The organism is Acidisoma sibiricum (assembly GCF_057837225.1).
Genome location: NZ_JBYQFD010000002.1, coordinates 539,183 through 565,084 on the forward strand (window position 1 = coordinate 539,183; position 25,902 = coordinate 565,084).

The 25,902-nt window shown below is 62.5% G+C and carries 21 protein-coding genes and 1 riboswitch; of the genes, 11 read left to right on the top strand and 10 right to left on the bottom strand.

The genetic code is table 11. The features are described from left to right. Positions 1–14 precede the first annotated feature (14 nt). Genes AC3G7M_RS20880 through AC3G7M_RS20890 form a run of 3 tightly spaced genes read right to left on the bottom strand, consistent with a single transcriptional unit; the run spans position 15 to position 2,713 of the window. Positions 15–980 (bottom strand): PDR/VanB family oxidoreductase, encoded by a 966-nt coding sequence (locus AC3G7M_RS20880; RefSeq protein WP_489216616.1) that lies wholly within the window; start codon positions 978–980, stop codon positions 15–17. Beyond that, positions 977–1,573 (bottom strand): dimethylamine monooxygenase subunit DmmA family protein, encoded by a 597-nt coding sequence (locus AC3G7M_RS20885; RefSeq protein WP_489216618.1) that lies wholly within the window; start codon positions 1,571–1,573, stop codon positions 977–979. The genes AC3G7M_RS20880 and AC3G7M_RS20885 overlap by 4 nt, the downstream gene beginning before the upstream one ends. Positions 1,574–1,585: 12 nt before the next feature. After that, a complete protein-coding gene (locus AC3G7M_RS20890; RefSeq protein ID WP_489217142.1) occupies positions 1,586–2,713 on the bottom strand; it encodes an aminomethyl transferase family protein in 1,128 nt (375 codons plus the stop codon). Between the two features lie 300 nt (positions 2,714–3,013). Here AC3G7M_RS20890 and AC3G7M_RS20895 point away from each other — a divergent pair, with 300 nt between their 5' ends. From AC3G7M_RS20895 to AC3G7M_RS20905, 3 genes are all read left to right on the top strand, one after another. Next, positions 3,014–4,732 carry a trimethylamine N-oxide permease gene (locus AC3G7M_RS20895; protein ID WP_489216620.1) on the top strand — a complete coding sequence of 573 codons (1,719 nt, stop codon included), beginning with the start codon at positions 3,014–3,016 and terminating at the stop codon, positions 4,730–4,732. Positions 4,733–4,846: 114 nt separating this feature from the next. Beyond that, positions 4,847–6,196, top strand: coding sequence for a trimethylamine monooxygenase (locus tag AC3G7M_RS20900; protein ID WP_489216622.1), 1,350 nt, complete (start codon positions 4,847–4,849; stop codon positions 6,194–6,196). A 5-nt stretch (positions 6,197–6,201) separates the two neighbouring features. Further along, positions 6,202–8,367: a trimethylamine N-oxide demethylase gene (locus tag AC3G7M_RS20905; RefSeq protein WP_489216623.1), complete on the top strand. Its 2,166-nt coding sequence runs from the start codon at positions 6,202–6,204 to the stop codon at positions 8,365–8,367. 27 nt (positions 8,368–8,394) lie between these two features. On the opposite strand, the gene hisD is transcribed toward AC3G7M_RS20905, so the two are convergent. Next, positions 8,395–9,675 carry a histidinol dehydrogenase gene (gene hisD / locus AC3G7M_RS20910; protein ID WP_489216625.1) on the bottom strand — a complete coding sequence of 427 codons (1,281 nt, stop codon included), beginning with the start codon at positions 9,673–9,675 and terminating at the stop codon, positions 8,395–8,397. A 104-nt stretch (positions 9,676–9,779) separates the two neighbouring features. On the opposite strand from hisD, the gene AC3G7M_RS20915 reads away from it, so the two are divergent. Further along, positions 9,780–10,328 carry a cupin domain-containing protein gene (locus AC3G7M_RS20915; RefSeq protein ID WP_489216628.1) on the top strand — a complete coding sequence of 183 codons (549 nt, stop codon included), beginning with the start codon at positions 9,780–9,782 and terminating at the stop codon, positions 10,326–10,328. A 126-nt stretch (positions 10,329–10,454) separates the two neighbouring features. Further along, positions 10,455–11,864: an APC family permease gene (locus AC3G7M_RS20920; protein ID WP_489216630.1), complete on the top strand. Its 1,410-nt coding sequence runs from the start codon at positions 10,455–10,457 to the stop codon at positions 11,862–11,864. A gap of 78 nt (positions 11,865–11,942) precedes the next feature. Here AC3G7M_RS20920 and AC3G7M_RS20925 read toward each other — a convergent pair whose 3' ends face one another. Then, positions 11,943–12,653 (bottom strand): SDR family NAD(P)-dependent oxidoreductase, encoded by a 711-nt coding sequence (locus tag AC3G7M_RS20925; RefSeq protein WP_489216632.1) that lies wholly within the window; start codon positions 12,651–12,653, stop codon positions 11,943–11,945. 132 nt (positions 12,654–12,785) lie between these two features. On the opposite strand from AC3G7M_RS20925, the gene AC3G7M_RS20930 reads away from it, so the two are divergent. Then, positions 12,786–13,778 (top strand): LysR family transcriptional regulator, encoded by a 993-nt coding sequence (locus AC3G7M_RS20930; protein WP_489216634.1) that lies wholly within the window; start codon positions 12,786–12,788, stop codon positions 13,776–13,778. Here the strand turns inward: AC3G7M_RS20930 and purU are convergent. The 5 genes from purU to AC3G7M_RS20955 are packed head-to-tail and all read right to left on the bottom strand — an operon-like array spanning position 13,747 to position 18,939. Beyond that, complete coding sequence (purU, locus tag AC3G7M_RS20935) at positions 13,747–14,601, bottom strand: formyltetrahydrofolate deformylase (RefSeq protein WP_489216636.1); 855 nt, start codon at positions 14,599–14,601, stop codon at positions 13,747–13,749. The two genes, AC3G7M_RS20930 and purU, sit on opposite strands and share 32 nt — an antisense overlap. 7 nt (positions 14,602–14,608) lie before the next feature. Beyond that, on the bottom strand, positions 14,609–15,916 hold the full coding sequence (gene glnT, locus AC3G7M_RS20940) for a type III glutamate--ammonia ligase (protein ID WP_489216637.1): 1,308 nt from the start codon (positions 15,914–15,916) through the stop codon (positions 14,609–14,611). Positions 15,917–15,967: 51 nt separating this feature from the next. After that, positions 15,968–17,296, bottom strand: coding sequence for an FMN-binding glutamate synthase family protein (locus tag AC3G7M_RS20945; protein WP_489216639.1), 1,329 nt, complete (start codon positions 17,294–17,296; stop codon positions 15,968–15,970). A 57-nt stretch (positions 17,297–17,353) separates the two neighbouring features. After that, positions 17,354–18,043: a protein glxC gene (locus tag AC3G7M_RS20950; RefSeq protein WP_489216641.1), complete on the bottom strand. Its 690-nt coding sequence runs from the start codon at positions 18,041–18,043 to the stop codon at positions 17,354–17,356. A gap of 2 nt (positions 18,044–18,045) precedes the next feature. Next, positions 18,046–18,939, bottom strand: coding sequence for a class II glutamine amidotransferase (locus AC3G7M_RS20955; protein ID WP_489216642.1), 894 nt, complete (start codon positions 18,937–18,939; stop codon positions 18,046–18,048). A 143-nt stretch (positions 18,940–19,082) separates the two neighbouring features. Between AC3G7M_RS20955 and AC3G7M_RS20960 the strand changes: the two genes are divergently transcribed. From AC3G7M_RS20960 to AC3G7M_RS20980, 5 genes are all read left to right on the top strand, one after another. Further along, positions 19,083–20,324, top strand: a complete 1,242-nt coding sequence (locus tag AC3G7M_RS20960; RefSeq protein WP_489216644.1) for an FAD-dependent oxidoreductase — start codon at positions 19,083–19,085, stop codon at positions 20,322–20,324. Positions 20,325–20,335: 11 nt separating this feature from the next. Further along, positions 20,336–20,608: a sarcosine oxidase subunit delta gene (locus tag AC3G7M_RS20965; protein ID WP_489216646.1), complete on the top strand. Its 273-nt coding sequence runs from the start codon at positions 20,336–20,338 to the stop codon at positions 20,606–20,608. Then, positions 20,605–23,463: a glycine cleavage T C-terminal barrel domain-containing protein gene (locus AC3G7M_RS20970; protein WP_489216648.1), complete on the top strand. Its 2,859-nt coding sequence runs from the start codon at positions 20,605–20,607 to the stop codon at positions 23,461–23,463. Before AC3G7M_RS20965 ends, AC3G7M_RS20970 begins: the two co-directional genes overlap by 4 nt. Before the next feature lie 3 nt (positions 23,464–23,466). Continuing rightward, the gene (locus tag AC3G7M_RS20975) at positions 23,467–24,027 is read left to right on the top strand and encodes a hypothetical protein (protein WP_489216650.1); all 561 of its coding nucleotides are present in this window, start codon (positions 23,467–23,469) and stop codon (positions 24,025–24,027) included. An 89-nt stretch (positions 24,028–24,116) separates the two neighbouring features. Continuing rightward, the gene (locus AC3G7M_RS20980) at positions 24,117–25,502 is read left to right on the top strand and encodes an MFS transporter (RefSeq protein ID WP_489216652.1); all 1,386 of its coding nucleotides are present in this window, start codon (positions 24,117–24,119) and stop codon (positions 25,500–25,502) included. 140 nt (positions 25,503–25,642) lie between these two features. Continuing rightward, positions 25,643–25,753, top strand: a riboswitch (guanidine-I (ykkC/yxkD leader). The last annotated feature ends 149 nt before the right edge of the window (positions 25,754–25,902 follow it).

Consider the following 25,902-nt stretch of genomic DNA (forward strand, 5'->3'; position numbering starts at 1 on the left):
TTTTATCGCGCCGCCTAAAGATCCAGAACCAGCCGCTGGCCCGCAAAGCGCGACACGCAGGGCATGATCTTGGTGCCAGACGCTTTTTCGGCCTCGCTTAAAAAATGGTCCGCATGCAGCAGCGCACCCTCCAAGTGAAGAACCCGGGTTTCGCATTGCCCGCAAGCGCCGCCGCGGCAGAGATAGGGCGCGTCCACGCCGGCAGCCTCGATCGCTTCGAGCATGCTTTGCAGCGGCCCGACAGCAACCGTCTTACCCGAGCATGCCAGTTCAACGCTGTAGGCCTGGCCGCTCGGCGGCGCCAGGAAATGTTCGCGATGCAGCTGCGCATCCGGCCAGCCAAGAGCGCGCGCCGAAGCCAGCACTGTGTCGATCATGCCCGCCGGTCCGCAGACATAGAGATGCGTGCCAAGCGGCTGATGCGACAATAGCGGGGTGAGCGCGATGCGCGCGCCATCCTCCGAATGATACAGATGCACGCGGCTGCCGTAGCGCTGCGCCAGATCCGGCCCGAAGGCCGCGAGCGCGCGGGAGCGCGCAGCGTAATGCAAAGCAAAGGGCGCGCTGGCCGTACCAAGCTCCGCCATCATCGCCAGAAACGGCGTGATGCCGATACCGCCCGCGATGAAGAGATGCTTGGTAGCGCGCTTGGCGAGCGGAAAAAGATTGACCGGATGGCTGATCTCAAGATCCATGCCCGCGGTCAGATGATCATGCAAATAGCGTGAGCCGCCGCGTCCGTCGCCGTCTCGGCGCACGCTGACCATGTAGAAGGCAGTCTCTTGCGGCGGGCTCATCAGAGAATAGGCGTTGCGATGGCTGTGACCGTCATGCTGCATATCGATCACGATATGCGCGCCACCGGAGAACCGCGGCAACGCCAGCCCGTCCGGCCGTTCCAGGCGGAAGCGCTTGACCAGCGGCGTGACCTCCGCAATCTCGGTCACGCGCACGGCAATGCGCGGTGCCGGGCCGCTCATGGGAAAGCCTCATGCATGGGCGGCGCCGAGCCTGGCTCCTCCGCGTCAACGCACACGCCCTGAAAAGCCGCGATACGCCGTGAGTAGTGGTCGCGGACAAACAGCATGAGACCGCAATGGGCACAGGGCGCAGGCTGGGTGCGGACATTCTCGGAAATACCCTTGCAATGCACGCATTGCACACGCCGCGCCGTCGATCCGCGATGCTCGGTCAGGATCGCGCCAGGGGCGATGCCGTGATCCATGGCGAGTTTCATGGCCTGGCCGATCAGCCCTTCGGTGCCCGCCAGGTAGAGCTGCAACCCCATCCGTGCAGTGGCCAGGCATTGCGCGAGCCTGGGCAGGCTCGCAGCAATGCTTGGCGCCACATGCACGATCGCGGGCTTGAGCGCGCGCAGGCGCGCCGCATCGTCCTCACGGCCGCCGGGGATGAAGATGATATGGGCCGCGGCAAAGAATCCCGCCGGCGCAACCGGTGCCATATCCAGAACCGCTTGCGCCCCCTCGCCGTCCGCGACCATCAGATGCGCAGTGCCGGGATGCGGCATGAGCTTGCCATAGACAGGGCGACTCTTGATTGTGGGAACAAGCATCGCGCCAATCCCTCAGGGTGCCGTGCGCTTGGTCTTTTTCGGATCGTCGAAATTGATCGGATGGGCGATCGCAGCACAGGTCACGGATTTTCCACGGACCTCAAGCTGGGTGCCGTGCTTGGCGGTAGCCACGCTCATCCGCGCGATGGCCATGGAGCGGTTGGTAAGGCGCGAATGCATGCCGCAGGTGACCACACCGACCTTCTCGCCCTCCGCATAGAGTTCGTCCCCGCCATCCAGCACCTGATCGGTATCGGCGAGAACGCCATAGATCTTGAACCGTTCCTGGCCCTTCAGCCGGTAATGTTCTTCCGCACCGCGAAAGCCCGTCTTGCCGGGGGAGACGGTGAAATCAAGCCCCAGCTCCCACAGCGTATCGCCGGGCGGCTCGTCCGCGAAAGGATACATCTGGGAATTATCGTAAGGATAGAAGAGTAGATAGCTTTCCACCCGCAGCCAATCCAGCGTGGTGAAGCAGGCGGGAATGATGCCGATCTCCTTTCCCTCCGCCACGATCTGATCCCAGATTTTCACCGCATCCTGGGCGCGGCAGAAAATCTCATAGCCACGTTCGCCGGTATAGCCGGTGCGGGAAATCATGACATCGCAGCCGAAGAGGGTCGTCTGCATATGATGGAAGTATTTCAGCGTGGCGATGCCGGGCACATGGCGGGCGAGATACTCTACTGCCAGCGGCCCCTGCAATGACAGGTCCTGCAAATCGTCGTCAAACAGCAAGGCCGCGTTCTTGCCCTGGATATCCTTGCACAATTCCTCATAGCCGGTGCCGGAACCGATGACGACCATCCAGGCATTGGGACCTGTGCGGTAGAGGATGCAGTCGTCGGTGAATTTGCCAGCCTCATTCAGCATCGAGGCATAGACCGAGCGGCCGGGATAGATCTTGCGCACATCGCGCGTCGTCGCGCGCTGCAGGACATGGTGGGAATGCGGCCCGACCAGATGGACTTTCCGCAGGCCGGACACATCCATGATCCCGGCCTTTGTGCGGATCGCCTCATGCTGCTCGGGCAGGGTGCTGGCGGTATAGGTCCAGGCGGTCTCCATGCCGTTCCAGTCTTCCAGCTCGGAACCGAGGGCCCGGTGGCGCTCCGCGAGCGGCGACCGTCGCCAGGACATCACAGTCATTCATAGCCTCCCATCACCGCTGAGCACGCCACTGACCGTCGACGCTTTAGACGAGCATCGCACCGGCTATGCCCAATGTTCAGGCGAAGAAAGATTTTTGTCTAGTAGGAAACATCCAACCGAGCCCAAATTTTGGGCAGCCGCACAAATTGCAAAAAATTTGGGCGATTCAGACGGCTTTTTGTTGACGGACCTGATTATTTTTTGCATTTCACTTTCAGGAAATTTTCTTTCGTGTGGCGCCGTCTCGTCGGGCCGGCGCGGGTCCAGCATCTTCCAAAGGGAGTTTTTATGACCGCGACGACCACGACACCGGACGCATTATTGACGACTGCCACACCGCAATTGAAACGCGGCATCGATTGGCGCGGGGCCTTTTGGGTGGCGAGCGGCGTGCCCGCCTTGGTGCTGTTCTCGATCGGCGGCATCGCCGGCATGGCTGGCAAGCTCGCCTTCCTGATCTGGGCCGTGTCCATGTTCATGGGCTTTGTCCAATCCTTTACCTATGCGGAAATCGCAGGGCTTTTCCCGAACAAGTCCGGTGGCGCCTCCATCTATGGTGCAACTGCCTGGCTGCCCTATTCCAAATTCATCGCGCCTTTGTCCGTCTGGTGCAACTGGATTGCCTGGTCACCGGTCCTCTCCCTCGGCTGTTCCATCGCCGCCGCCTATATCCTGAACGCACTGGCGCCCATCCCTGGTTTTACGTCGACCTCGCCCGAGGTGCTCAGCTGGTTGACCTCCCATCCCGGCAAGGCGGCGGCCGACGCCATCACGGCACTGACCGCCGCCGGCACACCCGATATCCGCAACTGGACGCTGTTCAGCCACACGCTCGGCCCGGTCAGCTTCTCACTGAACGCCACCTTCTTCATCGGCGCCATCATCATGCTGGTGACCTTTGCCATCCAGCATCGCGGCATCCTGGGCACCGCTAATGTTCAGAAATACATCGGTCTTCTCGTCATCATCCCGATGCTGATCGTGGGCGTAGTGCCGATCCTGACGGGCCAGGTGCATTGGGCCAATTTCAGCGATCTGTCACCGCTGGCCAGTGCTGGCGCCGCCGCCCCCGGCAAATGGAATATCCCAAGCTGGACCTTGATCCTCGGCGCCATGTTCATCGCCGCCTGGTCGACCTACGGGTTTGAAACGGCCGTCTGCTATACAAGCGAATTCAAAAACCCCGGCCGCGACACCTTCAAGGCGATCTTCTATTCGGGCCTGCTCTGCCTTGTTCTTTATATCCTGGTGCCCTTCACCTTCCAGGGCGTGCTCGGCCTGGACGGCATGCTGGCCGGCCCGATCGTGGACGGCTCAGGCGTGGCCAGTGCCATGGCGACGATGGTCGGCGGCAGTGTGATGATCCATAGCATCATGGTCATGCTCATGATCCTGGCGCTCATCCTCAGCATCATGACGGCGATGGCCGGCTCCTCCCGTACCCTCTATCAGGGCTCGGTCGATGGCTGGCTGCCGCGCTACCTGACCCATGTGAATCCCCATGGCGCGCCCACCCGGGCCATGTGGACCGATCTCTGCTTTAACCTGATCGTGCTCGCCATCGCCTCGGCAGATGCCACCAGCTTCTTCTTCATCCTGGCGATTTCCAACGTCGGCTATATCATCTTCAATTTCTTCAACCTGAATGCAGGCTGGATTCATCGTATCGACAATGGTCATATCCAGCGGCCCTGGAAGGCGCCGACCTGGCTGATCGCCGCCGGCGGCATCCTTTCTTTCGTCAATGTCGTCTTCATGGGCGCGGGCGCAAAAACCTGGAATCCAATGGCGCTCTGGGCGGGCCTGATCGCCGCCGCGCTCATCCTGCCGGTCTTCTGCTTCCGTCACTTCATTCAGGACAAGGGCCGTTTCCCGGATCATATGCTGGAAGATCTCGGCATGGAGGGGCAGGATCTGACCCGCAAGAAGGCCGGCATCCTGCCCTATCTCACCCTCGCGGCTGGTGTTGCGGTTATGCTTGCGGCGAACTGGATCTTCCACGTCTAATCCTGCTCCCGCGTCTTCTGCCGGCGGCCTTTGGCGCGGTCGCCGGCGCGCCCTGCCCGCTGGCTATCAGGACACTCACTCCCTTCTTCGTTTCCAGGACTTGAGGAACAGGTTATGCGGATCGCGATCATCGGCGCCGGGCCAAGTGGATTGGCCCAACTGCGCGCCTTCGAGCAGGCCCGGAAGGCCGGCGCCGACATCCCCGAGATTGTCTGCTACGAAAGGCAGGAGAATTGGGGTGGCCAGTGGAACTATACCTGGCGCACCGGGCTCGATGCCAATGGTGAGCCTGTCCATAGCAGCATGTATCGCTACCTCTGGTCCAACGGCCCCAAGGAATGCCTCGAATTCGCCGACTACTCCTTCGAGGAGCATTTCGGCCGGGCGATCCCCTCCTACCCGCCGCGCGCCGTCCTGCATGACTATATCGCCGGCCGGGTGGAACGCAGCGGCGTACGGCCATATATCAAATTCTGCCACGCCGTGCGCGACGTGCAGTTCGACGCGACCACCGAGACATTCACCGTTACGGTGCATGATCTGGTCGCCGATACGATAGCAAGTGACGTCTTCGATTATGTCGTTGTCGCTTCAGGCCATTTCTCCACCCCCAATGTTCCTTATTTCGAGGGGGTGGAGAGCTTTCCCGGCCGCGTGCTGCATGCCCATGATTTCCGCAGCGCGGATGAGTTCAAGGGACAGGACCTGCTCCTGGTCGGCAGCAGCTACTCGGCCGAGGATATCGGCACGCAATGCTATAAATACGGCGCAAAATCCGTCACCTTCAGCTACCGCACGAAGCCGATGGGCTTCGCCTGGCCCGAGGGCTTCGCGGAAGTGCCGCTGATCACCAAAATCGCGGGCCGGACGGTGTTCTTCAAGGACGGCAGCAGCCGAGAGGTAGACGCCATCGTGCTCTGCACAGGCTATAAGCATCACTTCCCGTTTCTGCCCGACAGCCTGCGCCTATCTACCAATAACCGGCTCTATCCGCTGCATCTCTACAAGGGCGCGATCTGGCAGGATAATCCGAAGCTGATCTATCTCGGCATGCAGGATCAGTATTATACCTTCAACATGTTCGACGCTCAGGCCTGGTTCGCGCGCGATGTTATCATGGGCCGCATCGCACTTCCCGATGCGGCAGCGATCGAGGCGGATATCCGGTCCTGGCGCGCACGCGAAGAGGCGGTGACGAATCCTTTTGAGGCGATCGACTTCCAGACCGACTATGTGCGTGATCTGCTCAGCGCCACGGACTACCCGGCGCTCGATGTCGATCACGTCGCCATGCTGTTCAAGGAATGGGAGCATCATAAGATGGAGGGTATCCTGACCTATCGCGACCAGAGCTACCCATCCACCCTCACCGGCACAGTTGCACCCAAGCACCACACGGTCTGGATGCAGGCCCTGGATGATTCGCTCGAAGCCTTTCTCAGCCTGCCCAAAGCGGCAGAGTAGCCGCCATGACGGTGATCCGCAGCACGGTCGCGGGCGGCAGCGCGTCGGCTTTTATGCTGGCACCCGGAGACCGGCTGGGGATCACCGATATCGAGGGTCTGCAAGCGGCCGAGCTTTTTCTGGCTGACCCTGAGGCTGAGGATCTCTCGCCTGACGTGACCCGCGGCATGCCCGCCTGGCGTGTGCTTGACGGCACCGGCCAGGCCGGCGCGCGTTTTGACTGGACGGCCGACCGGTCCCTGCAAGTCATCATTGCCGCACCCGGCGGCCCCATGGCGCCCGATGCGCAAAATCCGCCCACCGATCTGCAGGTGGAGATTACGCGACTAAGCGGGACACAGCCGCCTTTGCCCGCGCCCCTGGCGCCCCCGCTGCTCGATCTGCGCGTCGCCGCCGCGACCGCCAAAGCCTTCACTGTGCGGGCCGGGGATTACATCCAGATCATCGATGTCGAAGGCAAGCAATGCTCCGACTTTCTGGCCTTTGAAGCAGCGGATCTTGCCCATGGCATCGAGAAAGGGCTGGACCCGACGGTCACGCGCACGCTGATGGGCGCGGCCTATCCAGGTCCCGGCCTGCACTCCAAATACTACGACGCCGATATGCGGCCGCTGGTCGAAATCGTGCAGGATACGGTCGGCCGGCATGATACCTTTGCCCTCGCCTGCACCGCCAAGTATTATGAGGATGCGGGCTATCCCGGCCACGCCAATTGCTCGGACAATTTCAACGCGGCCCTGGAACCCTATGGCGTAGCCGCGCGCAAAGGCTGGCCCGCAATCAACTTCTTCTACAATACCCAGGTCGATGCACATAATCAGCTGACCATGGATGAACCATGGTCCCGGCCGGGGGATTATGTGCTGCTGCGGGCTTTGACGGATCTGGTCTGCGCCACCTCTTCCTGCGCCGATGACATCGACCCCGCGAATGGCTGGGCACCCACGGATATTCATGTTCGAATCTATGATCGCTCGGCGGCTTTTTCCAAAGGATCGGCCTACCGCATGACCCCCGATGCAGAGCCGCGGCTGACGCGGGCAACCGGCTTTCATGCGCGCATCAGCGCGCTCACCCGCAGCTTCACCGATTATCGTGGGTTCTGGCTGCCGACGAGCTTTCCCGGCTATGGCGCCATTGCCGAATACTGGGCCTGCAGAGAGGCGGCCGTCGTCATGGATCTGTCGGCCTTGCGCAAATTTGAAATCACCGGGCCCGATGCCGCGCAGCTTTTGCAGCGCTGCACCACGCGGAACATCGCGAAACTCGCCATCGGCCAGGTCGTCTATACCGCTTTGGTCTATGACCATGGCGGCATGATCGATGACGGCACCATCATGCGCCTGGGCGCTGCCAATTTCAGGCTGATCGTGGGGGAGGACGCAACCGGCCTCTGGCTGCGCCAGAAGGCCGAGGAATGGGGGCTGCTGGCCTGGGTGCGCTCCTCCACCGATCAATTGCACAACCTCGCCGTCCAGGGACCGAATAGCCGGTCGATCCTGGCCGAGGTGGTGTGGACACCGCCGCATCACCCGTCACTTGCCGAACTCAAATGGTTCCGCTTCACCATCGGGCGCATGGGCGGCCCATTGGGTGCGCCTGTCGTCATTTCCCGCACCGGCTATACGGGCGAGTTGGGCTATGAGGTCTGGTGCCATCCGAAAGATGCGGAAGCCGTGTGGGACGTGATCTGGCAGGCGGGCGAGGCGCATGGTCTGACGCCGCTCGGCTTTGATGCGCTGGAGATGCTGCGCATAGAGGCCGGACTGGTCTTCGCGGGTTTTGACTTCTCTGACCAGACTGACCCTTTCGAGGCCGGCATCGGCTTCACGGTCGCGGAGAAAGACGGCGACTATGTCGGGCGGGAGGCGCTGCTGCGCCGCCGCGCCACACCCGCGCGCAAACTGGTCGGCCTGACGCTGGCGGGGGATGAGCCCGCCTCCCACGGCGACCCGGTCTTTGTCGGCCGTGCGCAGATCGGGGTCGTCACCAGCGCAACACGCTCCCCCGTCCTGGGCCAGTGCATCGCACTCGCCCGTCTCGACATTGCACAGTCGGCGCTCGGCCAGGCGGTGGAGATCGGCAAGCTGGACGGGCACCAGAAACGCCTCGCGGCGACCATCGTGCCTTTTCCGCATTACGATCCGCAGAAGCTTCGGGTCAGAAGCTGACGGCTGGGCCGGCGCTCTCGCTGAGCATCAAGCCTCTGTGTGATAGCGGTATGCTGCTGCACGCCGATGGCCTTCCAGGCCTTCTGCTGCACTCTGCCGTATCGCCGCGGGGGCCACGGCCGCCACGCCCGCTGGCTCCATCCATTGCTGCGTGCAGATCTTGACGAAGGAACCCACCCACAATCCGCCCGTATATCGGCCTGCCCCCATTGTCGGCAGCGTGTGGTTGGTGCCGCAATTCTTATCCGAATACACCACACTGGCGAGCTTGCCGATAAACAGCGATCCGTAATTGCTCAGCTTGGCCGCGGTCGCATGTGCGTCGTGGGTATGCACCTGCAAATGCTCCGCCGCCACAGTATCGGAATAGGCAATCATTGCGGCTTCATCGGCACAGACGACAATCTCACCATAATCCCGCCAGGCGACACCCGCGACGGCCGCGGTGCTCAGCGTCGCCAGCTGCTGGTCGACCGCCGCTGCCACAGCTACCGCCAAAGCATGGTCGGTCGTGATCAGCCCCACCCGCGTCCGCACGTCATGCTCGGCCTGCGCCAGAAGATCCGTCGCGACCATGTCGGCGTCAGCGGTTTCATCCGCCACCACGAAAATCTCGCTCGGCCCTGCCAACTGGTCAATGCCGACAGGCCCGAAGACCTGGCGCTTGGCCTCGTTCACGAAGGCATTGCCGGGGCCCACGATTTTGTCCACTGCCGGCACGCTCTCCGTGCCATAGGCCATCGCGGCGATCGCCTGTGCGCCGCCGACGCGAAAAATCCGGTCCGCGCCGGCCAGTGCGCAACCCGCAATCATCGCGCTATGCGCGCCCGGCGGTAGGCAGGCGATCACCTCTGCGCAGCCCGCGACCTTTGCCGGCACAATCGTCATCACCGGAGCGGACAGAAGCGGATAGCGGCCACCCGGCACATAGGCGCCGACGCGACGGATCGGGATGACCCGATGGCCGAGATGCACACCAGGCAATGTCTCGATCTCAAGACTGCCGATCGTCTGCAACTGCGCCTCGGCGAAGCGGCGCACATTGGCGATTGCAAATTCGGTATCCGCCCGCGTCTGCGGCGCCAGGTCCGCAACCGCCGCGTCACGCTCAGCTGGGCTGACCTCGAAGGTTTCGACCGCTATCTTGTCGAATTCCATGGAATACCGGCGCAACGCGGCATCGCCATCGCGACGCACATTGTCCAGAACGGCCTTCACCGTCGCCTCTATCGCGCTGGTATCAGTGACGGCGTCGCGGCTCGGCGCCTTGATGAAAGTGACACCCGGGGGAAGCTTGGCCAGGGACATGATGCGCTCCTCAAGATCGGCAGCGCAAACATCCAAGACGCCGACCCTCTTCACAACGGCAAAAACTAGGCTAGTCTAGTATTTTCACCACTTGGAAAGCGTTGATGCCTCAGATCGGCGAAAAACTGAAGGAGCTGCGCGGTCGCAGGCAACTTGGCATCCGCGAACTTGCCACCCGTTCAGGCATCTCCCACTCTGCCATCTCGCTCATCGAACGCAACCGCATCAGCCCCTCGGTAGAGACGCTCGGCGCGATCCTCGATGCGCTCGGCACTACCCTCACCGGCTTCTTTTCCGACCTGCAATCCCGCCTGCCTTACTCGCCCTTCTATCGGGCCGATGATTTCGTTGAAATTGGCAAGGCTTCCAGCATTTCCTATCGCATGATCGGCATCAACCATCCCAACCGCCAGCTTCTGATGCTGCACGAGACATACGCGCCTGGCGCTGATACCGGGTCGGCCTTCAATCACAGCGCGCAGGAATCCGGCATGGTGCTGAAAGGTGCTGTTGAACTCACGGTGGGATCGGAGACGCGCACACTTGTCGCAGGAGACGGCTATTATTTCGACAGCCGGGAGTTCCATCGCTTCCGCAACGTCGCCGATGAATCCTCAGAAATTCTCAGCGCCGTCACGCCGCCTACCTACTGACAGCGTCAATGCCTGTCCACTATTCTCACCATAGCGGAAAAACGTCACCACAGAACTGTGAAATCTGCTTGTCTTGTTAAACAAGCCCCTCAGTGGCGATGACATGTGACAAGGGAAGACGACCGAATGGATATGACGCCAAAGAGAGACCGGCTGAGCCGTAACCAGCTTGGCCTGCCGCAGATTGTTGCCTCCACACTGGCGAATATCGCCCCGGCGGTCAGCTTCTATTTCGGCTTCGGCGCGATCGTCGGGGGTGCGGGCGTTGCGGCACCGCTGACGATCATCGTTGCCATGGTCGTCATTCTTCTGGTCAGCAATACTCTGGCTGAGTTTTCCAAATATCGCCCGTCAACCGGCTCCTTCGTCACCTTCATCGGCATGGCCTTCGGCCCCACCGCCGGCGCAGCCGCGTCGCTTTTCACGGTCGTCGGCTATGGCGTTGCCGCCGCGGCGATTGTGGCGATCTCCGGCGGCTGGGCGCATGATACGATCAAACTGTTTCTTGGGATTAATATTCCCTGGCAGCTGCTCAGTGTTGCCGCGACAGTCATCTGCGGCTTTCTGGTCGCCCGCGGCGTATCCATTTCCACCAAATGGGCCGCTATTTTCTTTTACTTTGAAACCGGCCTGCTGCTGCTGGGTGCGGTGATCATGCTGATCGTGAACCGCCACGCCCTCAGCTGGGCACCGTTCATGCCGGCCAATCTTTCCGGCGGGCTGAATGGCATCTGGCTCGGCTTCCCGCTGGCCATCTACTCCTTCGTCGGCTGGGAAAATTCTGCGACCCTGGCGGAGGAAACCGCGGAGCCGAGGCGGAACATTCCGCGTGCCCTGGTCATCGGCACAATCGCCATCGGCCTGGTCTATGTCTTTCTTGCCTATGCAACGGAAATCGCCTTCCACAATGACGCCAAGGCCATCGGCAATTCGACCATTCCCTATATTGACGCCATCAAGGGCTCCGCTGCCGGTCTTCTCATCATCGCCTACCTTGCCGGCATCACCAGCATCTTCTCCTGTCTTCTTGGACTGACCAACAGCCAGGGCCGCATTCTCTTTTCGGGTGGGCGCGAAAGCCTGCTGCCGGTCTTCTTCGGTAAAATTCATCCGCAACGCAAAACGCCGCATATCGCGACGTGGAGCTATATCCTGTTCGCCCTCGCTGTCACCTTGATCTTTGGCTGGAATCTCGATCCGGTTACGATCTTTGACTATACCGGAACGGTCGGCACCATCCCCATCATCATCGTCTATCTTGTCACCACCTTGGCACTGCCGGTCTATATTCTTCGCTTTCATAAGGCGGATTTCAACATTTTGAGGCACGCCGTCATCCCGGCGCTGGCCATCATCGGCACGGCCTTCCCCCTCTGGGGCCTGGTCCAACCCGGCCAACCGTCCCCGTACAGTTATTTCCCCGCACTGGCCGGAATCGGGCTTATCATCGCCATCATCTACGGCGTCATCCTGGCCCGCCGTCTACCAAATCTGGTGCAGCGGATCGGCTCCTATGTCGCTGACGAGGATTACTGAACGCCAGTCGGTTACGCTGCCTCCGCCACCGCTCACCGGTTCATCCGGGGCGGTGGCGGAGGTTAAACTGAAGTCCGGTCACCACGGCACCGTGCGGCCGAGATAGTCGAGATAGGCCAAGCCAGGCCTATCCCGCTGCGACAGCAGAACTTCGACCACGCCGGGCACGCTCTCCGCAATGCTCAGACGGCCGTCCTGGCCGCCCATTTCGGTGCGGACCCAGCCGGGCGCCATCAGCACCATCGGCCGTGCCGTTGCGGCCTGGCGGGCCGCGAAGCTGCGCATAAACATATTGAGCGCTGCCTTGCTGCCGCGATAGACCTCACGTTGACCTGTCTCATTATTAGCCACGCTACCCTGGCCGGATGACATCACGCCGATCAGGCCGCCGGTCGCCAAATTGGCTTCCAGGCTTTCCACGACCCGCATCGGGCTCAGCGCATTGGTGACCATGACGCGGATGAATTCCTCGGTTGCCACTTCCGCGATGGTCTCCTGCGGGTTATTCGTCACCCCCGCATTGACGAACAGCATATCGAACATCCGGCCGGCCAGACGGTCCCGCAGCGCCGCGATCTGATCAGCCGCGCAGATATCCAGCGTTTCGATCTCGATGCGGCCCGGATTGGCCTCGGCCAGATCGTGAAGCAAGGTCCGGCCGCTGCGGACCGTGCCAAGGACATTCCAACCCTTCGTCAGAAACTCCGCGGCCATGGCGAGGCCCAGGCCACGCGAGGCGCCAATCAGCAGGACCGTGCCGGCAGATGGGCTCACAGGGGTTTCGGGCATGATTCACGGTCCTTCACTGGCGGGGTGAGCACAGATAGGCGCAAGCCAAAACAAAGCGCCAGACGCAGCAAACTCAAAGTATGATTGCATCAAACGCTATGTCTGGCTGGGTGGCTGCAGTAGCCTGCTCCCATGACCGAGATTGACCTCAACCTGCTCGCGGCCCTGGACATTCTGCTTGCCGAAGGCAGTGTCACGGGTGCTGCCCGCCGGCTTGGCCTCAGCGCCTCGGCCATGAGCCGCACGCTCACACGGCTACGGCAGACAACCGGCGATCCGCTGCTCGTCCGCGCCGGTCGCGGGCTTGTGCCCACCCCGCGCGCGGTGGCGCTGCGCGACCGGGTGCATCAGCTCACCCGCGATGCGCGCGCCATTCTTTTACCCCAGATCACAACGCTGGACCTGATGGCGCTGGAGCAGACCTTTACCCTGCGGGTCAGCGAAGCCTTCATGGAATTCCTCTCCGGCCCCGTCGTTGCCGCCATCACGCAGGCCGCACCGCTTCTGTGTCTCCGCTTCGTTGCCAAGTCGGACAAGGATGCGCGCCCCCTGCGAGAGGGTCTGATCGATCTTGAAATCGGCGTGCTCGGCACCGCGGCACCTGAAATCCGCACGCAGCTTGTGTTTCATGACCGGCTGATCGGCATCGCCCGCAGTGGGCATCCGCTGCTGGTAGGTGGCGCGGCCACGCCCAAAGCTTATGCCGCGTGCAGCCATGTCGTGACATCCCGGCAAGAGCCCGTCCGCGAGTCCATCGATAATGGCCTGGAGCGCCTCGGCCTCAAACGGCGGGTGAGCGTGGTCGTGCCCGGCTACCCTGATGCCATGCGCATCGTGCGGCAGTCGGATCTGCTGGCCCTCGTGCCGGAATCCTGTCTGGGCAACAGCCTGACGCGCGACCCCGCCGTCACCGTCGGCCTGGCAAGCTTCCCGCCGCCGCTGCCCCTGCCACCCTTCGCCATCTCCGCGCTATGGCATCCGCGCCTGGAGGCCGATCCCGCCCATAGCTGGCTGCGCGAGACCGTCATCTCCGTCTGCCGGGCAGCCTATGCGCGACGCCCACAGCATGGTGGGCAGGCCGCCATGCCTGTCGTCAGTAAAAGACGACGGTCTTCAGCCCGTTGAGCAGCACCCGCCGTTCGAGATGATATTTCACCGCCCGCGCGAGAACGCGGGATTCGGTATCGCGGCCGATCGCCACCAGATCCTCGGCCGACAGCGCATGGGTCACGCGCTGCGTCTCCTGCTCGATGATCGGCCCCTCGTCCAGATCCGGCGTCGCGTAATGGCCGGTGGCCCCGATCAGCTTCACGCCGCGCTCAAAGGCCTGATGATAGGGTTTGGCACCCTTGAAGCTCGGCAGAAAGGAGTGGTGGATATTGATGACATGGCCGTAAAGCTTGCTCGCCAGATCATTCGACAGGATCTGCATATAGCGCGCCAGCACGACAAGATCGGCCTTGGTCTCGATATAGAGATCGTAGAGCTTCTGCTCCTGAGCGGCCTTGTTCTCCCGGTTCACCGGCCAGACGTAATAGGGAATGCCGAGCGCCTCGGCGGTCCCACGCGCATCCTCGTGATTGGAGACGATGGCCGCGACCTCCGCCTTCAGCCAGCCAAGCTTGATATCGTACAGCAGCTGCTGCAGGCAGTGATCGAATTTTGAGACCATGATGATGATGCGCGGCTTCACATCCGCATCCGTCAGCACCGGATTCATCTCGAAGCGGGTAAAGACCGGGCTCAGCACCGTCTCCACGGTCTTGCGGTCCACGCTCTCCGGTGTCACGAAAGCAATGCGCATGAAGAAGCGGTTGGTCGTGCGATCCCAGAATTGCGCGCTTTCGCCGATATTGCCACCGATATCGGCAATCGCCGTGGTGACGGTCGCGACGATGCGCGGCTTGTCCTGGCAATAGAGAGTGAGAACCCAGTTTTTCTCGGTCATGTCCGGCTCAAATATCCAGCGTGGTGTCACGTTCCCACTGTGTGAAATGAGACGTATAGCTGTTCCATTCCTGCCGCTTCATCTTGGTATAGGCGGCCGAGAATTCTGTGCCGAGGGCCGTGCGCAGGCTCTCATCCGCTTCAAAGGCGCGCAGCGCGTCCAGCAGATTGAGCGGCAGTTTCGGCGCATCCGTCACGGTGTGGCCCAGCTGATACATGTCGATATCATAGCGCTGTCCAGGATCGGCCTTGGAGGCGATGCCTTCCAGCCCCACCGCGATGATCACGGCCTGCAGCAGATAGGGGTTGGCCGCACCATCCGGCAGGCGCAGCTCAAAACGGCCTTTGCCCGGCACGCGCACCATATGGGTGCGGTTATTGCCCGTCCAGGTCACGGTATTGGGGGACCAGGTGGCGCCCGACACGGTGCGCGGCGCATTGATTCGCTTATAGCTATTCACCGTCGGATTGGTGATGGCGGCGATGCCTTCGGCATGTTTCATGATGCCGCCGAGGAAATTGTAGCCCTGGGCCGAAAGGCCCATCTCGTCACTGCCGTCGTAGAATTTGTTGGTGGTGCCGTCCATGTCCCAGACCGACATATGGACGTGGCAGCCATTGCCGGTCAGGGTCGGAAAAGGCTTCGGCATGAAGGTCGCGCGCAGCCCATGCTTTTCCGCAACCGAGCGCACCATGAATTTGAAGAAGGAATGGCGGTCGGCGGTGGTGAGCGCATCATCGAACGCCCAGTTCATCTCGAACTGGCCATTCGCATCCTCATGGTCGTTCTGATAGGGCTGCCAGCCAAGTTCCAGCATGTAATCGCAGATTTCAGAAATCACGTCATAGCGGCGCATCAGCGCCTGCTGGTCGTAGCAGGGTTTCGACGCATTATCCTTGAGGTCGGAAATGCCCGTGCCATCGGCGTCGATGAGAAAGAACTCGGCCTCGACGCCGGTCTTGACGCGCAGGCCCAGAGCTGACGCCTCTCCCACCAGCTTCTTCAGCACCACGCGCGGCGCCTGCGGCACGGGCTTGTCTTCCATCACGCAATCGGCGGCGACCCAGGCGACATCCTTTCGCCAGGGCAGCTGAATACAGGCGGAGGCATCGGGCAGAGCGAAAAGATCCGGGTGAGCGGGGGTCATATCCAGCCAGGTCGCGAAACCGGCGAAGCCCGCACCATCCTTTTGCATGTCAGCAATCGCCGCCGCCGGCACAAGCTTCGCCCGCTGCGCGCCAAAAAGATCGGTATACGAAATCATGAAGTATCGGATGCCGCGGTCTTTCGCGAAACTGGCGAGATCTGTGGACACGGAAGATCCTCTTCTATCGAACGGATGATGCGGAGACGATAGCGGCAGGCGTCAGAATTGGGTGTGGCCGGGAATCCAATCGGTGCCGGCCAGCGGTACGCGCGCCATGGCAGCGGCCTCTACGGTGAGCGCGCAAAGATCCTCCGGCTCCAGATTATGGACATGGTTCTTGCCGCAGGCGCGGGCGATGGTCTGCGCCTCCAGCGTCATCACCTTCAGGTAATTGGCAAGCCGCCGGCCGGCCAGTACCGGGTCCAGCCGCTTCATCAATTCCGGGTCCTGCGTCGTGATGCCGGCGGGGTCCCGGCCCTCATGCCAGTCATCATAGGCGCCGGCCGTACTGCCGAGCGCCTGATACTCCGCCTCATAGGCCGGGTCATTGTCGCCCAGGGCGACCAGCGCCGCCGTGCCGATGGAAACCGCATCCGCGCCCAGGGCCAGAGCCTTGGCGACATCGGCGCCGTTGCGGATGCCACCTGAGACGATAAGCTGGACCTTGCGATGCATGCCGAGATCTTGCAGCGCCTTCACGGCCGGGCGAATGCAGGCGAGTGTCGGCATGCCGACATTTTCAATGAACACTTCCTGCGTCGCTGCCGTGCCGCCCTGCATGCCGTCCACTACAACAACATCGGCGCCAGCTTTTACGGCGAGGGCCACGTCGTAATAGGGGCGCGCACCGCCGACCTTGATATAGATGGGCGTTTGCCAATTGGTGATTTCGCGCAGCTCCAGAATCTTGATTTCCAGATCATCCGGGCCGGTCCAGTCCGGGTGGCGGGAGGCCGAGCGCTGATCGATACCCTTCGGCAGCGTGCGCATCGCGGCCACGCGATCGGTGATCTTCTGGCCGAGCAGCATGCCGCCGCCGCCAGGTTTGGCACCCTGCCCCACGACGATTTCGATCGCATCCGCCTTGAGCAGATCTTCCGGGTTCATGCCGTAGCGCGAGGGCAGATACTGATAGACGAGTGTCTCAGACTGGCCGCGCTCCTCTGTCGACATGCCACCGTCGCCAGTCGTGGTGGATGTGCCGGCCGCCGTAGCGCCGCGACCCAAAGCCTCCTTGGCATTGGCCGAGAGCGAGCCGAAGCTCATGCCCGCGATAGTGATGGGGATCTTCAGATGCAGCGGCTTTTTGGCAAAACGGTCGCCCAGCACAACATCGGTGCCGCAGCGCTCCCGATAGCCTTCCAGCGGATAGCGTGACATCGAGGCGCCCAGAAAGAGCAGATCATCGAAATGCGGCATTTTCCGCTTCGCGCCACCGCCGCGGATATCGTAAATTCCCGTGGTGGCAGCCCGGCGGATTTCGGACAGCGTGTAATCGTCGAAGGTCGCGGATTTGCGCGGCACGGTCGTGGGATTTTTGATGGACATAGGGTGCGACTGCCTGTTGGACCGGGGTTCAGAGACGGATGTGGGAAGGGGCGCCGGTCAGCCGTAGGCGTCCGCGTGATCGATACTGAAATTGTAGAGTTTGCGGGCCGATCCGTAGCGTTTGAACTCGCCCGGCCGCACATCCGTAATCCCGGCCTCGGTCAGCAGCTTATCCAAAATCTGCAGATGCTCAGGCCGCATTTCCTTCTCGATGCAGTCGGCACCGAGGCTTTTGACCGAACCACGGACAAAGAGCCGCGCTTCGTAGATCGAATCGCCGAGGGCATCTCCAGCGTCGCCGCAGACCACCAGATTGCCCGCCTGCGCCATGAAGGCCGACATATGGCCGATATTGCCGCGCACCACGATATCGATGCCCTTCATCGAAATGCCGCAGCGCGATGACGCATTGCCCTGAATGACGAGAAGACCCCCCTTGCCGGTGGCACCGGCATATTGACTGGCATCGCCCGCCACGATGACGGCACCGGACATCATGTTCTCCGCGACACCGGGCCCGACCGAGCCATTGACGGTGATCTTGGCCTGCCGGTTCATGCCCGCGCAGTAATAGCCGACGCTGCCGTGTATGGTGATGTCAATCGGTGCATTGACACCGACGGCCACGGCGTGAGAGCCGCGAGGGTTGATGATATCCCAACTCGTTTCGTTACTGCCCGAGGTGATGTCATGCAGCGCCTGGTTAAGGCCGCGCAGTTCCGTCGTGGCAAGATCGACTGTGGGCATGCTCAACGCTCCCAGAAATAGACAGTGGCGGGCTCGGGTTCCCAGACGCGAGCCTTTTCGATATCGGGCAGGCTGACCAGCGCGCGATATTCCGAGCCAAAGGCGACATAGCTGTCGGTCTCGGCCAGCACCGCCGGCTTGCAGGCGATGGGGTCACGCAGCACGCCGAAACCGTCCCGGGTGCCGACCACGAAGGTATAGAATCCGTCGAGATCACCGAGGCTTTTTTCTAGCGCTCCGCCCAGGCTCATGCCCCGGTCCATCTGATGGGTGAGATAGGCCGCCGCCACTTCGGTATCGTTCGCCGTTTCAAAGCGCATGCCTTCGCGCACCAGTTCACGGCGAATATTGGCGTGATTGGACAGCGAGCCATTATGCACCAGGCACTGATCGGCGCCTGTCGAGAAAGGATGCGCGCCCATGGTGGTGACCGCCGATTCCGTCGCCATGCGAGTATGGCCAATGCCATGGCTGCCCACCATGCTGGAAAGGGCGAAGCGCCGGGCAACGTCCGTGGGGTAGCCAACTTCCTTGTAGATTTCGATGCGCTCGCCCGCGCCCATGATGCGCAGATGCGGATACTCGTTGCGCAAAACCTCCCGCGCGCGAGGGGCGACCGCAGTTTCCACATGCAGCACGGCATGGGTGTCTTTGATGCTGATGCGCACAGCCGTGCCGAGCGCCGCACTCAGCCCGTCGTCCAGTCCGATGAAACGGCTCGGGTCATCCGACTGCACGGTGATCTTGGAGAGGCCCGCGTGGCCCGCCCCGTAGATCGCAAAACCGGCGCTGTCGGGCCCACGGTCACACATCGTCGCCAGCATATCGGAGAGAAGATGACCGAGGTCAGGCTCCAGCGCCTTGTCCTTCAGGAATAGGCCCACAATTCCACACATAAGCTCACCTTTGGCACTGCTGCGCGATGGCTTGGAGCCGTAACATGGCCCATCCGAATTTTCAACATGAAGAAACAAAAATTCCTATTGAGAAAGGCGGCGGCCTGTAGCACCTTGGCGCTTCATCCTGTGTTGCGGACCCCATGCCTCTCGCCCTCCTCAAATTCGGCCTCAATCCCCGGCATCGCGACGCCCCGCATTTCCGCTGGCAGAGCGAACTGAAGCCCCGCTACGACGTCGTCATCATCGGCGCCGGCGGCCATGGCTTGGCAACCGCCCACTACCTCGCCTCCCGCCATGGCATCCGGGATATCGCGGTGCTCGATCGCGCCTGGCTCGGTGGCGGCAATACGGCGCGCAATACCACCATCGTGCGGTCAAACTACCTCACGCCCGAGGGCGTCGCCTTCTACAAGGAATCGGTCGAGCTGTTCCGTGGGCTATCCAGCGAGCTTGACATCAACATCATGTATTCCGAGCGGGGGCACTTCACCCTCGCCCATACCGATGCCGCGATGCGCACAGCGCGCTGGCGGGCTGAGGTCAACAAGCATCTCGGCGTCGATTCAGAAGTCATCGACGCGGCGGAGGTCGCCCGCCTCTGCCCGGTCATGAATATGTCGGACAACGTCCGCTACCCCATCCTCGGCGCGCTCTATCATCCGCCCGGCGCCATCGCACGCCATGATGCGCTCGCCTGGGGCTATGCCAAGGAAGCGATGAAGCGCGGCGTGGAAATCCACCCTGGCACGGAAGTCACCGGCATCCTGACCGAGCATGGCCGCGCGATTGGCGTGGAGACATCCCGCGGCACCATCCATGCCGGTAAGGTCGTACAGGCGGTGGCGGGCTCCTCCTCCCGCGTGGCCCGTTTGGCGGGCCTGCGGCTGCCGATCAAAACGATTCCGCTGCAAGCTTGCGTCTCAGAACCCGTCAAGCCGATCCTCGACCAGATCGTCGTCTCCGGCTCGCTCCATGTCTATATCTCGCAAAGTGCCCGCGGCGAGATGGTGATGGGCGGCTCCACCGACCCCTACGGGCTTTATTCCAGCCGCTCGACCTTGGATTTCAAGGAAGGGCTGATGGGCCATATGCTGGAGCTTTTCCCCTTCATGGCCGAGCTGCGCGTGCTGCGCCAATGGGCGGGGATTGCCGATATGACACCCGATTTCTCGCCCGTCATGGGCCTCACGCCGCTTGAAAACTACTATATCGATTCCGGCTGGGGCACCTGGGGCTTCAAGGCCACGCCTGTCTGCGGTTTCCGCATGGCGGAATGCATCGCGACGGGAAAGCAGCCCGATCTTCTGAAACCCTTCGCGCTCGATCGCTTCAAGACCTTCGATCTGGTCGGCGAAAAGGGCGCGGCCTCGGTCGGCCACTGAGAACACATCCCATGAAGCTGATGACTTGCCCGCTCAACGGTCCGCGCAATATCCAGGAATTTGTCTGCGCGGGGGACGTGAAAACCATCCCTGATCCCGCCACCTGCTCCGACGAGGCCTGGACCGCCTATCTGTTCCTGGAAGAGAATATCGCCGGCGAGGTCGATGAATGGTGGCTGCATGTGCCCAGCACCAATTGGTTCATCGCCCGGCGCAATACGCTGACCGATGACATTATCTGGACCAAGACGGTCGCCGACTATTTCGCAGGGCAGGTGGCATGAGCGGCGATACACGGCTCGGGCCCGGCTGGGGCCTGCTGATTGACCGTCAGCGCCCCCTATCCTTCTCCTTCGACGGCGTGACCTATCAAGGGTTTGAGGGAGACGTCATCGCCTCGGCGTTGCTGGCCGAGGGACGCGCGGTGATGTCGCGCTCCTTCAAATATCACCGGCCGCGCGGGCCGCTCACCATGGCGGGCCATGATGTGAACAGCCTGGTGCAGGTTGGCGTCGAGCCCAACGTGCGGGGTGATCGTCATCCGGTCACCGCCAATATGACCCTCATCTCCATCAACCGGCTGGGATGGCTGGATCGGGATTTGCTCGCCGTGATCGGCCTGTTCTCGCGCTTCCTGCCGGTCGGTTTCTACTACAAGACCTTCTTCCGGCCGCGCGGCGCCTGGGCCTTCTTTGAAAAGCCGATCCGCGCGCTCGCGGGGCTGGGCCGGCTCGACCCCCGTGCGCATCACGGCTATTTCGACAAGGCCTATCTGTTCTGCGACGTGCTGGTGGTGGGCGGTGGCCCGGCCGGGCTTGAAGCCGCCATCGCGGCGGCTGAGACGGGCGCGGATACGTTGCTGATCGAAGAATGGGCGCAGGCCGGCGGTTCCCTTCTCTTCGGCCGCGTCAACGGCAGTCGCTCAGAGGCCGAAAAGCGTCGCGCCGCACTGCTGGCGCGGGCGGCCTCTCTCCCCAATCTCCGGCTGATGGTGGATACCACGGTCAGCGGGTTGTTCGCCGATCATTGGGCCGCCGCCCTTCAGGGCAACCGGCTCTACAAAATCCGCGCCGGGCGCACCGTGCTCGCCACGGGTGCCTATGACCAGCCGCTGGTCTTCAAGAACAATGACCTGCCCGGCATCATGTTTGCCGATGCCGCGCAGCGCCTCATGCGCCTCTATGGCGTCAAACCCGGCAAGCGTGCGGTGATCGCGACGGCCAATCGCTTCGGCTTCGATGCGGCGCTCGATCTGCTCGATGCCGGGGTCGAGGTCGCGGCTGTCATCGATCTGCGCCGGGACGCGCATACCGAGGACACAGAAGCTGTCGCTGCGCGCGGCGTGCGCATCCTCAATGCCTCGGGCATCACGGCTGCCCGTGGCACGTCGCGGGTGGAAGCGGTGGCTGTCCAGCGCCAAGGCAGAACCCCGGAATGGATCAGCTGCGATACGCTGCTGATGAGCGTGGGCTACACGCCCGCCCTGAACCTCGCCTGCCATGTGGGCGCGCGCGCGGTCTATGATGCCAGCATCGCCATGCACAGGGCCGTGGCCCTGCCGCCTGGCCTGGCTCTCGCGGGTTCTGTCGCCGGCATCTGGACGGATGATCTGATCGGCCCCCAGGCGGCCGCCGCGGGGCGCGGTGAGACGGCAGCGACAAGCGATGGTGCGGCCGGCGCCATCACCCATCCCTGGCCGATGCCGGAAGCCCCTGAACAGCAAAGCAAGAACTTCGTCGATTTCGATGAGGATCTGGTGGCGCAGGACATCATCGGCTCGGTCGCGGACGGCTATAACGATATCCAATTGGTGAAGCGCTATTCGACCGCCGGCCTCGGCTCCAGCCAAGGCCGCCACGCCAATCTCAACACCATCCGCCTGGTGGCGAAGGCGACCGGCCGCAGTATGGAGGCGATCGGCACCACCACCTTCCGCCCGCCTTTGGTGCCGGAGAAATTCGGCCATCTCGCCGGGCGGGGCTTTGAGCCGACGCGGCTTTCGCCCATGCATCAGCGCCATGTCGAGGCCGGTGCCCAGATGATGCCGGCGGGGCTCTGGCTGCGCCCGGCCTATTATGGCGCCAAGCCGCATGCCGCAGCGTCCATTGCGGCCGAGGTGCAGGCGGTGCGCAACGCCGTCGGCATGATTGATGTCTCCACCCTCGGCGGTCTTGAGATCCGCGGCCCCGATGCGGCAGCGTTTCTGGAGCGCGTCTATACTTTCGCTTTCGCCAAACAGGCCGTCGGCCGGGCGCGCTACGCCCTGATGGTGGATGAGACCGGCGTCATCATCGATGATGGGGTCGCCTGCCGGTTGCATGAACGGCATTTCTACGTCACCGCCACCACCAGCGCGGTGGATCAGGTCTATCGCCTGATGACCTTCTGGAACCAGCGCTGGCGGCTGGATGTTGATATCGCCAATGTCACCGCCGGCTATGCCGGGCTTAATATCGCGGGGCCCAAAGCCCGCGCCGTGCTGCAAAGCCTGGAGACGGATATCGATCTCTCGGCAGAGGCTTTTCCCTATATGGCGGTGCGGGTCGGAACAATCGCGGGCATTCCGGTGCGTGTGCTGCGCGTGGGTTTCGTGGGCGAACTGGGCTATGAAATCCACTGCCCCGCCGGCTTCGGCGAAGCGCTGTGGGACCGTATCGCAGACGCCGGCCGTCCCTTCGGAATCAAGCCCTTCGGCGTAGAAGCACAGCGCATCCTGCGCCTTGAAAAGGGCCATATCATCATCGGCCAGGATACGGACGGGCTGACCAATCCGCTGGAAGCCGATATGGGCTGGGCGCTCTCCAAGACCAAGCCCTTCTACCTCGGCAAGCGTGCGATCGAGATGCAGGCGGCCAAGGGCATGGCCCGCAAGCTGGTTGGCTTTGTGCTGACAGATGCGGCGGCGCCCGCGCCCAAGGAATGCCATCTCGTCATAGCAGGCGGAGACATCGCCGGGCGCGTCACTTCGGTCACCCAATCGCCATCGCTCGGCAAAGTCATCGGCCTCGCCTATGTGCCGGCCACCGCCAGCACGGTCGGCACGCGGTTCGAGATCCGCGTCGATGGCGGACGGATGGTGGCGGCGGAGATCGTTGCCCTCCCCTTCTATGACCCCGACAACACCCGCCAGGAGGGGTGAGAGATGCCGATGGCAAGCGATGTCGTGATCGTTGATCTCTCCTCACTACCCCGCCTGGGATTCAAGGGGCGGGAGACGATCGCCGCCATGCAGGCGCGCGGCGTGCAGCTGGAATCCCAACCCAACCGCGCCTTCCGTCAGCCCGATGGCAGCCTGTGCCTGGTGCTCGGGTCCAGCGATGTTTTCCTGCTCGGCGCGATGTCGGGCGAGAACGCAGCCCTGGCCGCGCTCGAAGAGGGCTGGAGCATGGAGAGCGAGACCCGCTGCTATCCCCTGCCCCGGCAGCACAGCCATGCCTGGTTCGCACTTACTGGCATAGCCGCGCCAGACGTCTTCGCCAAACTCTGCGCGGTCGATTTACGGCTGGACCATTTCCCCGATCTGGCGATTGCGCAAACCTCCGTCGCCCGCCTCGGCGCCGTGGTGCTGCGGGCTGACGGCGACACTGGCCTCACCTTCCATCTGCTTTTCGACAGCACGACCCGCGCCTATATGCAAACCTGCCTTCTGGATGCCGCGGCAGAATTCGGCGGGCGATGGGTGGCGCGTGACGCTCTGCCCTAGGTCCTCTGCTTCTGTCGGCGAGACCCGCATAGCAGACATCCGGCAGAAACCCTGTCCTTTCAGGACATGCCCCGGCATAGGCATAGGTCATGTCCGCGATCCCCGCCCATGGTGCGTTTTCGGTAGAGGACGGCCTGCCGAAGCCCGTCCGGCTCCGCGCGATGACCGCTGTCGCGCTGGCCGTTCTGCTCTCGGTGCTCGACTACACCGTGGTCAATATCGCCATGCCGAATATCGCACGCGATGTGCATGCGACAGCAGCGTCGGCGATTTGGGTCATCAACGCCTATCAGCTGGCCAATGTCATCGCCCTGCTGCCGGTCGCCTCGCTCGGTGAAAAGTTCGGCCATGCGCGCCTGTGCCGGATAGGATTGGTCACCTTCGTGGGCGCGTCACTGCTCTGCGCGGTGTCGCAGACTTTGCCGGAACTGGCCGCCGCACGCGCCCTCCAGGGTTTGGGGGGCGCCTGCATTCTGGGCGTCAACGCGGCGCTGATTCGCTATATCTATCCGGCCAAGTTTCTGGGCCGAGGCATCGCGCTGAACGGACTTGTCATCGCTCTTGGGGTCGCCCTCGGCCCTTCAGTCGCGGCGGCCGTCCTCTCCTTTGCCAATTGGAAGTGGCTTTTCCTGATCAACCTGCCCCTGGGGGCCGTCGCGATGTATTTTGCGGTCACGGCCCTGCCCGCGACGCCCCGCACGCCGGTGAAATTCGATGGGCTGAGTGCGGTCCTTCTGGCGATCGGCCTGGGTGGCATCGTGACCGGGGGCGACACCATCGCCCAAGGCGGCAGCGCTCTTTTTGCGGGTACGCTGCTTGCGGCGGGTCTCGCCAGCATGGCACTTCTGGTGCGACTGCAACTGTCTGAGCCGCATCCGCTGCTGCCCGTCGATCTCTTGGCCCGCGCGGGTTTTGCCATCGCCTTCAGCACTGGCTTCCTGGCCTTTGTCGCCTCCAACTTCTTTATCATCTCGATGCCCTTCAACCTCACCAACGTGCTGCATCGCGGCCCGGTGGAAACGGGACTGGTCATCACTGCCTGGCCAGTCGCCATCGTGCTGACCGCACCCCTGGTCGGGCGGCTGGCTGACCGCTACCCGGCGGCCTTTCTGACCTCTCTCGGCATGCTGATCACCGGTATCGGCTTTCTGCTCCTGCGCCTGCTGCCCCCGCACCCGACCGATCTGAATATCGCCTGGCGCATTGCGGTAGCCGGGTGCGGCTTCTCCATGGTGCAGCCGCCCAATAACAAGGCCATGCTCACGACGGCACCCAAGACCCGGCTATCTGGCGCCAGCGGCATGATTTCCGTCTCCCGTTTGCTGGGCCAGACCGCCGGCGGCATGCTGGTGGCGCTCACGCTCGGTTTCGCCCATCCGGCGCCCACCAAGACCTGCCTAACCTTCGCGGCGCTGGCCGCGGGCTTAGGCGCGCTGCTCAGCCTGTCACGGGTCTTCGCGCGCCAGCGCGATTGACGCCCATCGTCAGAGTAGATGACGGGATTTTGGGCATGTGCTGAAAATCTGGGCGTCTTCACTGAAGCTCGCAATGCACCGCGGTGATCCCGCCTCTCGCGACGCCATGCTGTCCTTGGCACGGGGTTTGCTTACAATTGAAGATAGGCAGCTAGGGTTCCGGTCGGCATGACCTGCTGGCGCTGGTCCGAGAGCTGCGGTCTTGCGGGAGACATCCGCAAGATGCACGGCGGGACAAAAGCCCGGGAGAGCATGGATGCGTGGGTACGCATCAGCTCTCCATTCGTACCCTCGCATCGATGAAGCGTTTTGTTCAACGATGAGGGTCTTTCATGCCGACGCGCCCGATCCGCAGTCTCGTTCTAAAGCAGGCCAGCGCCCTTGCTCGACTGGAGCGGGC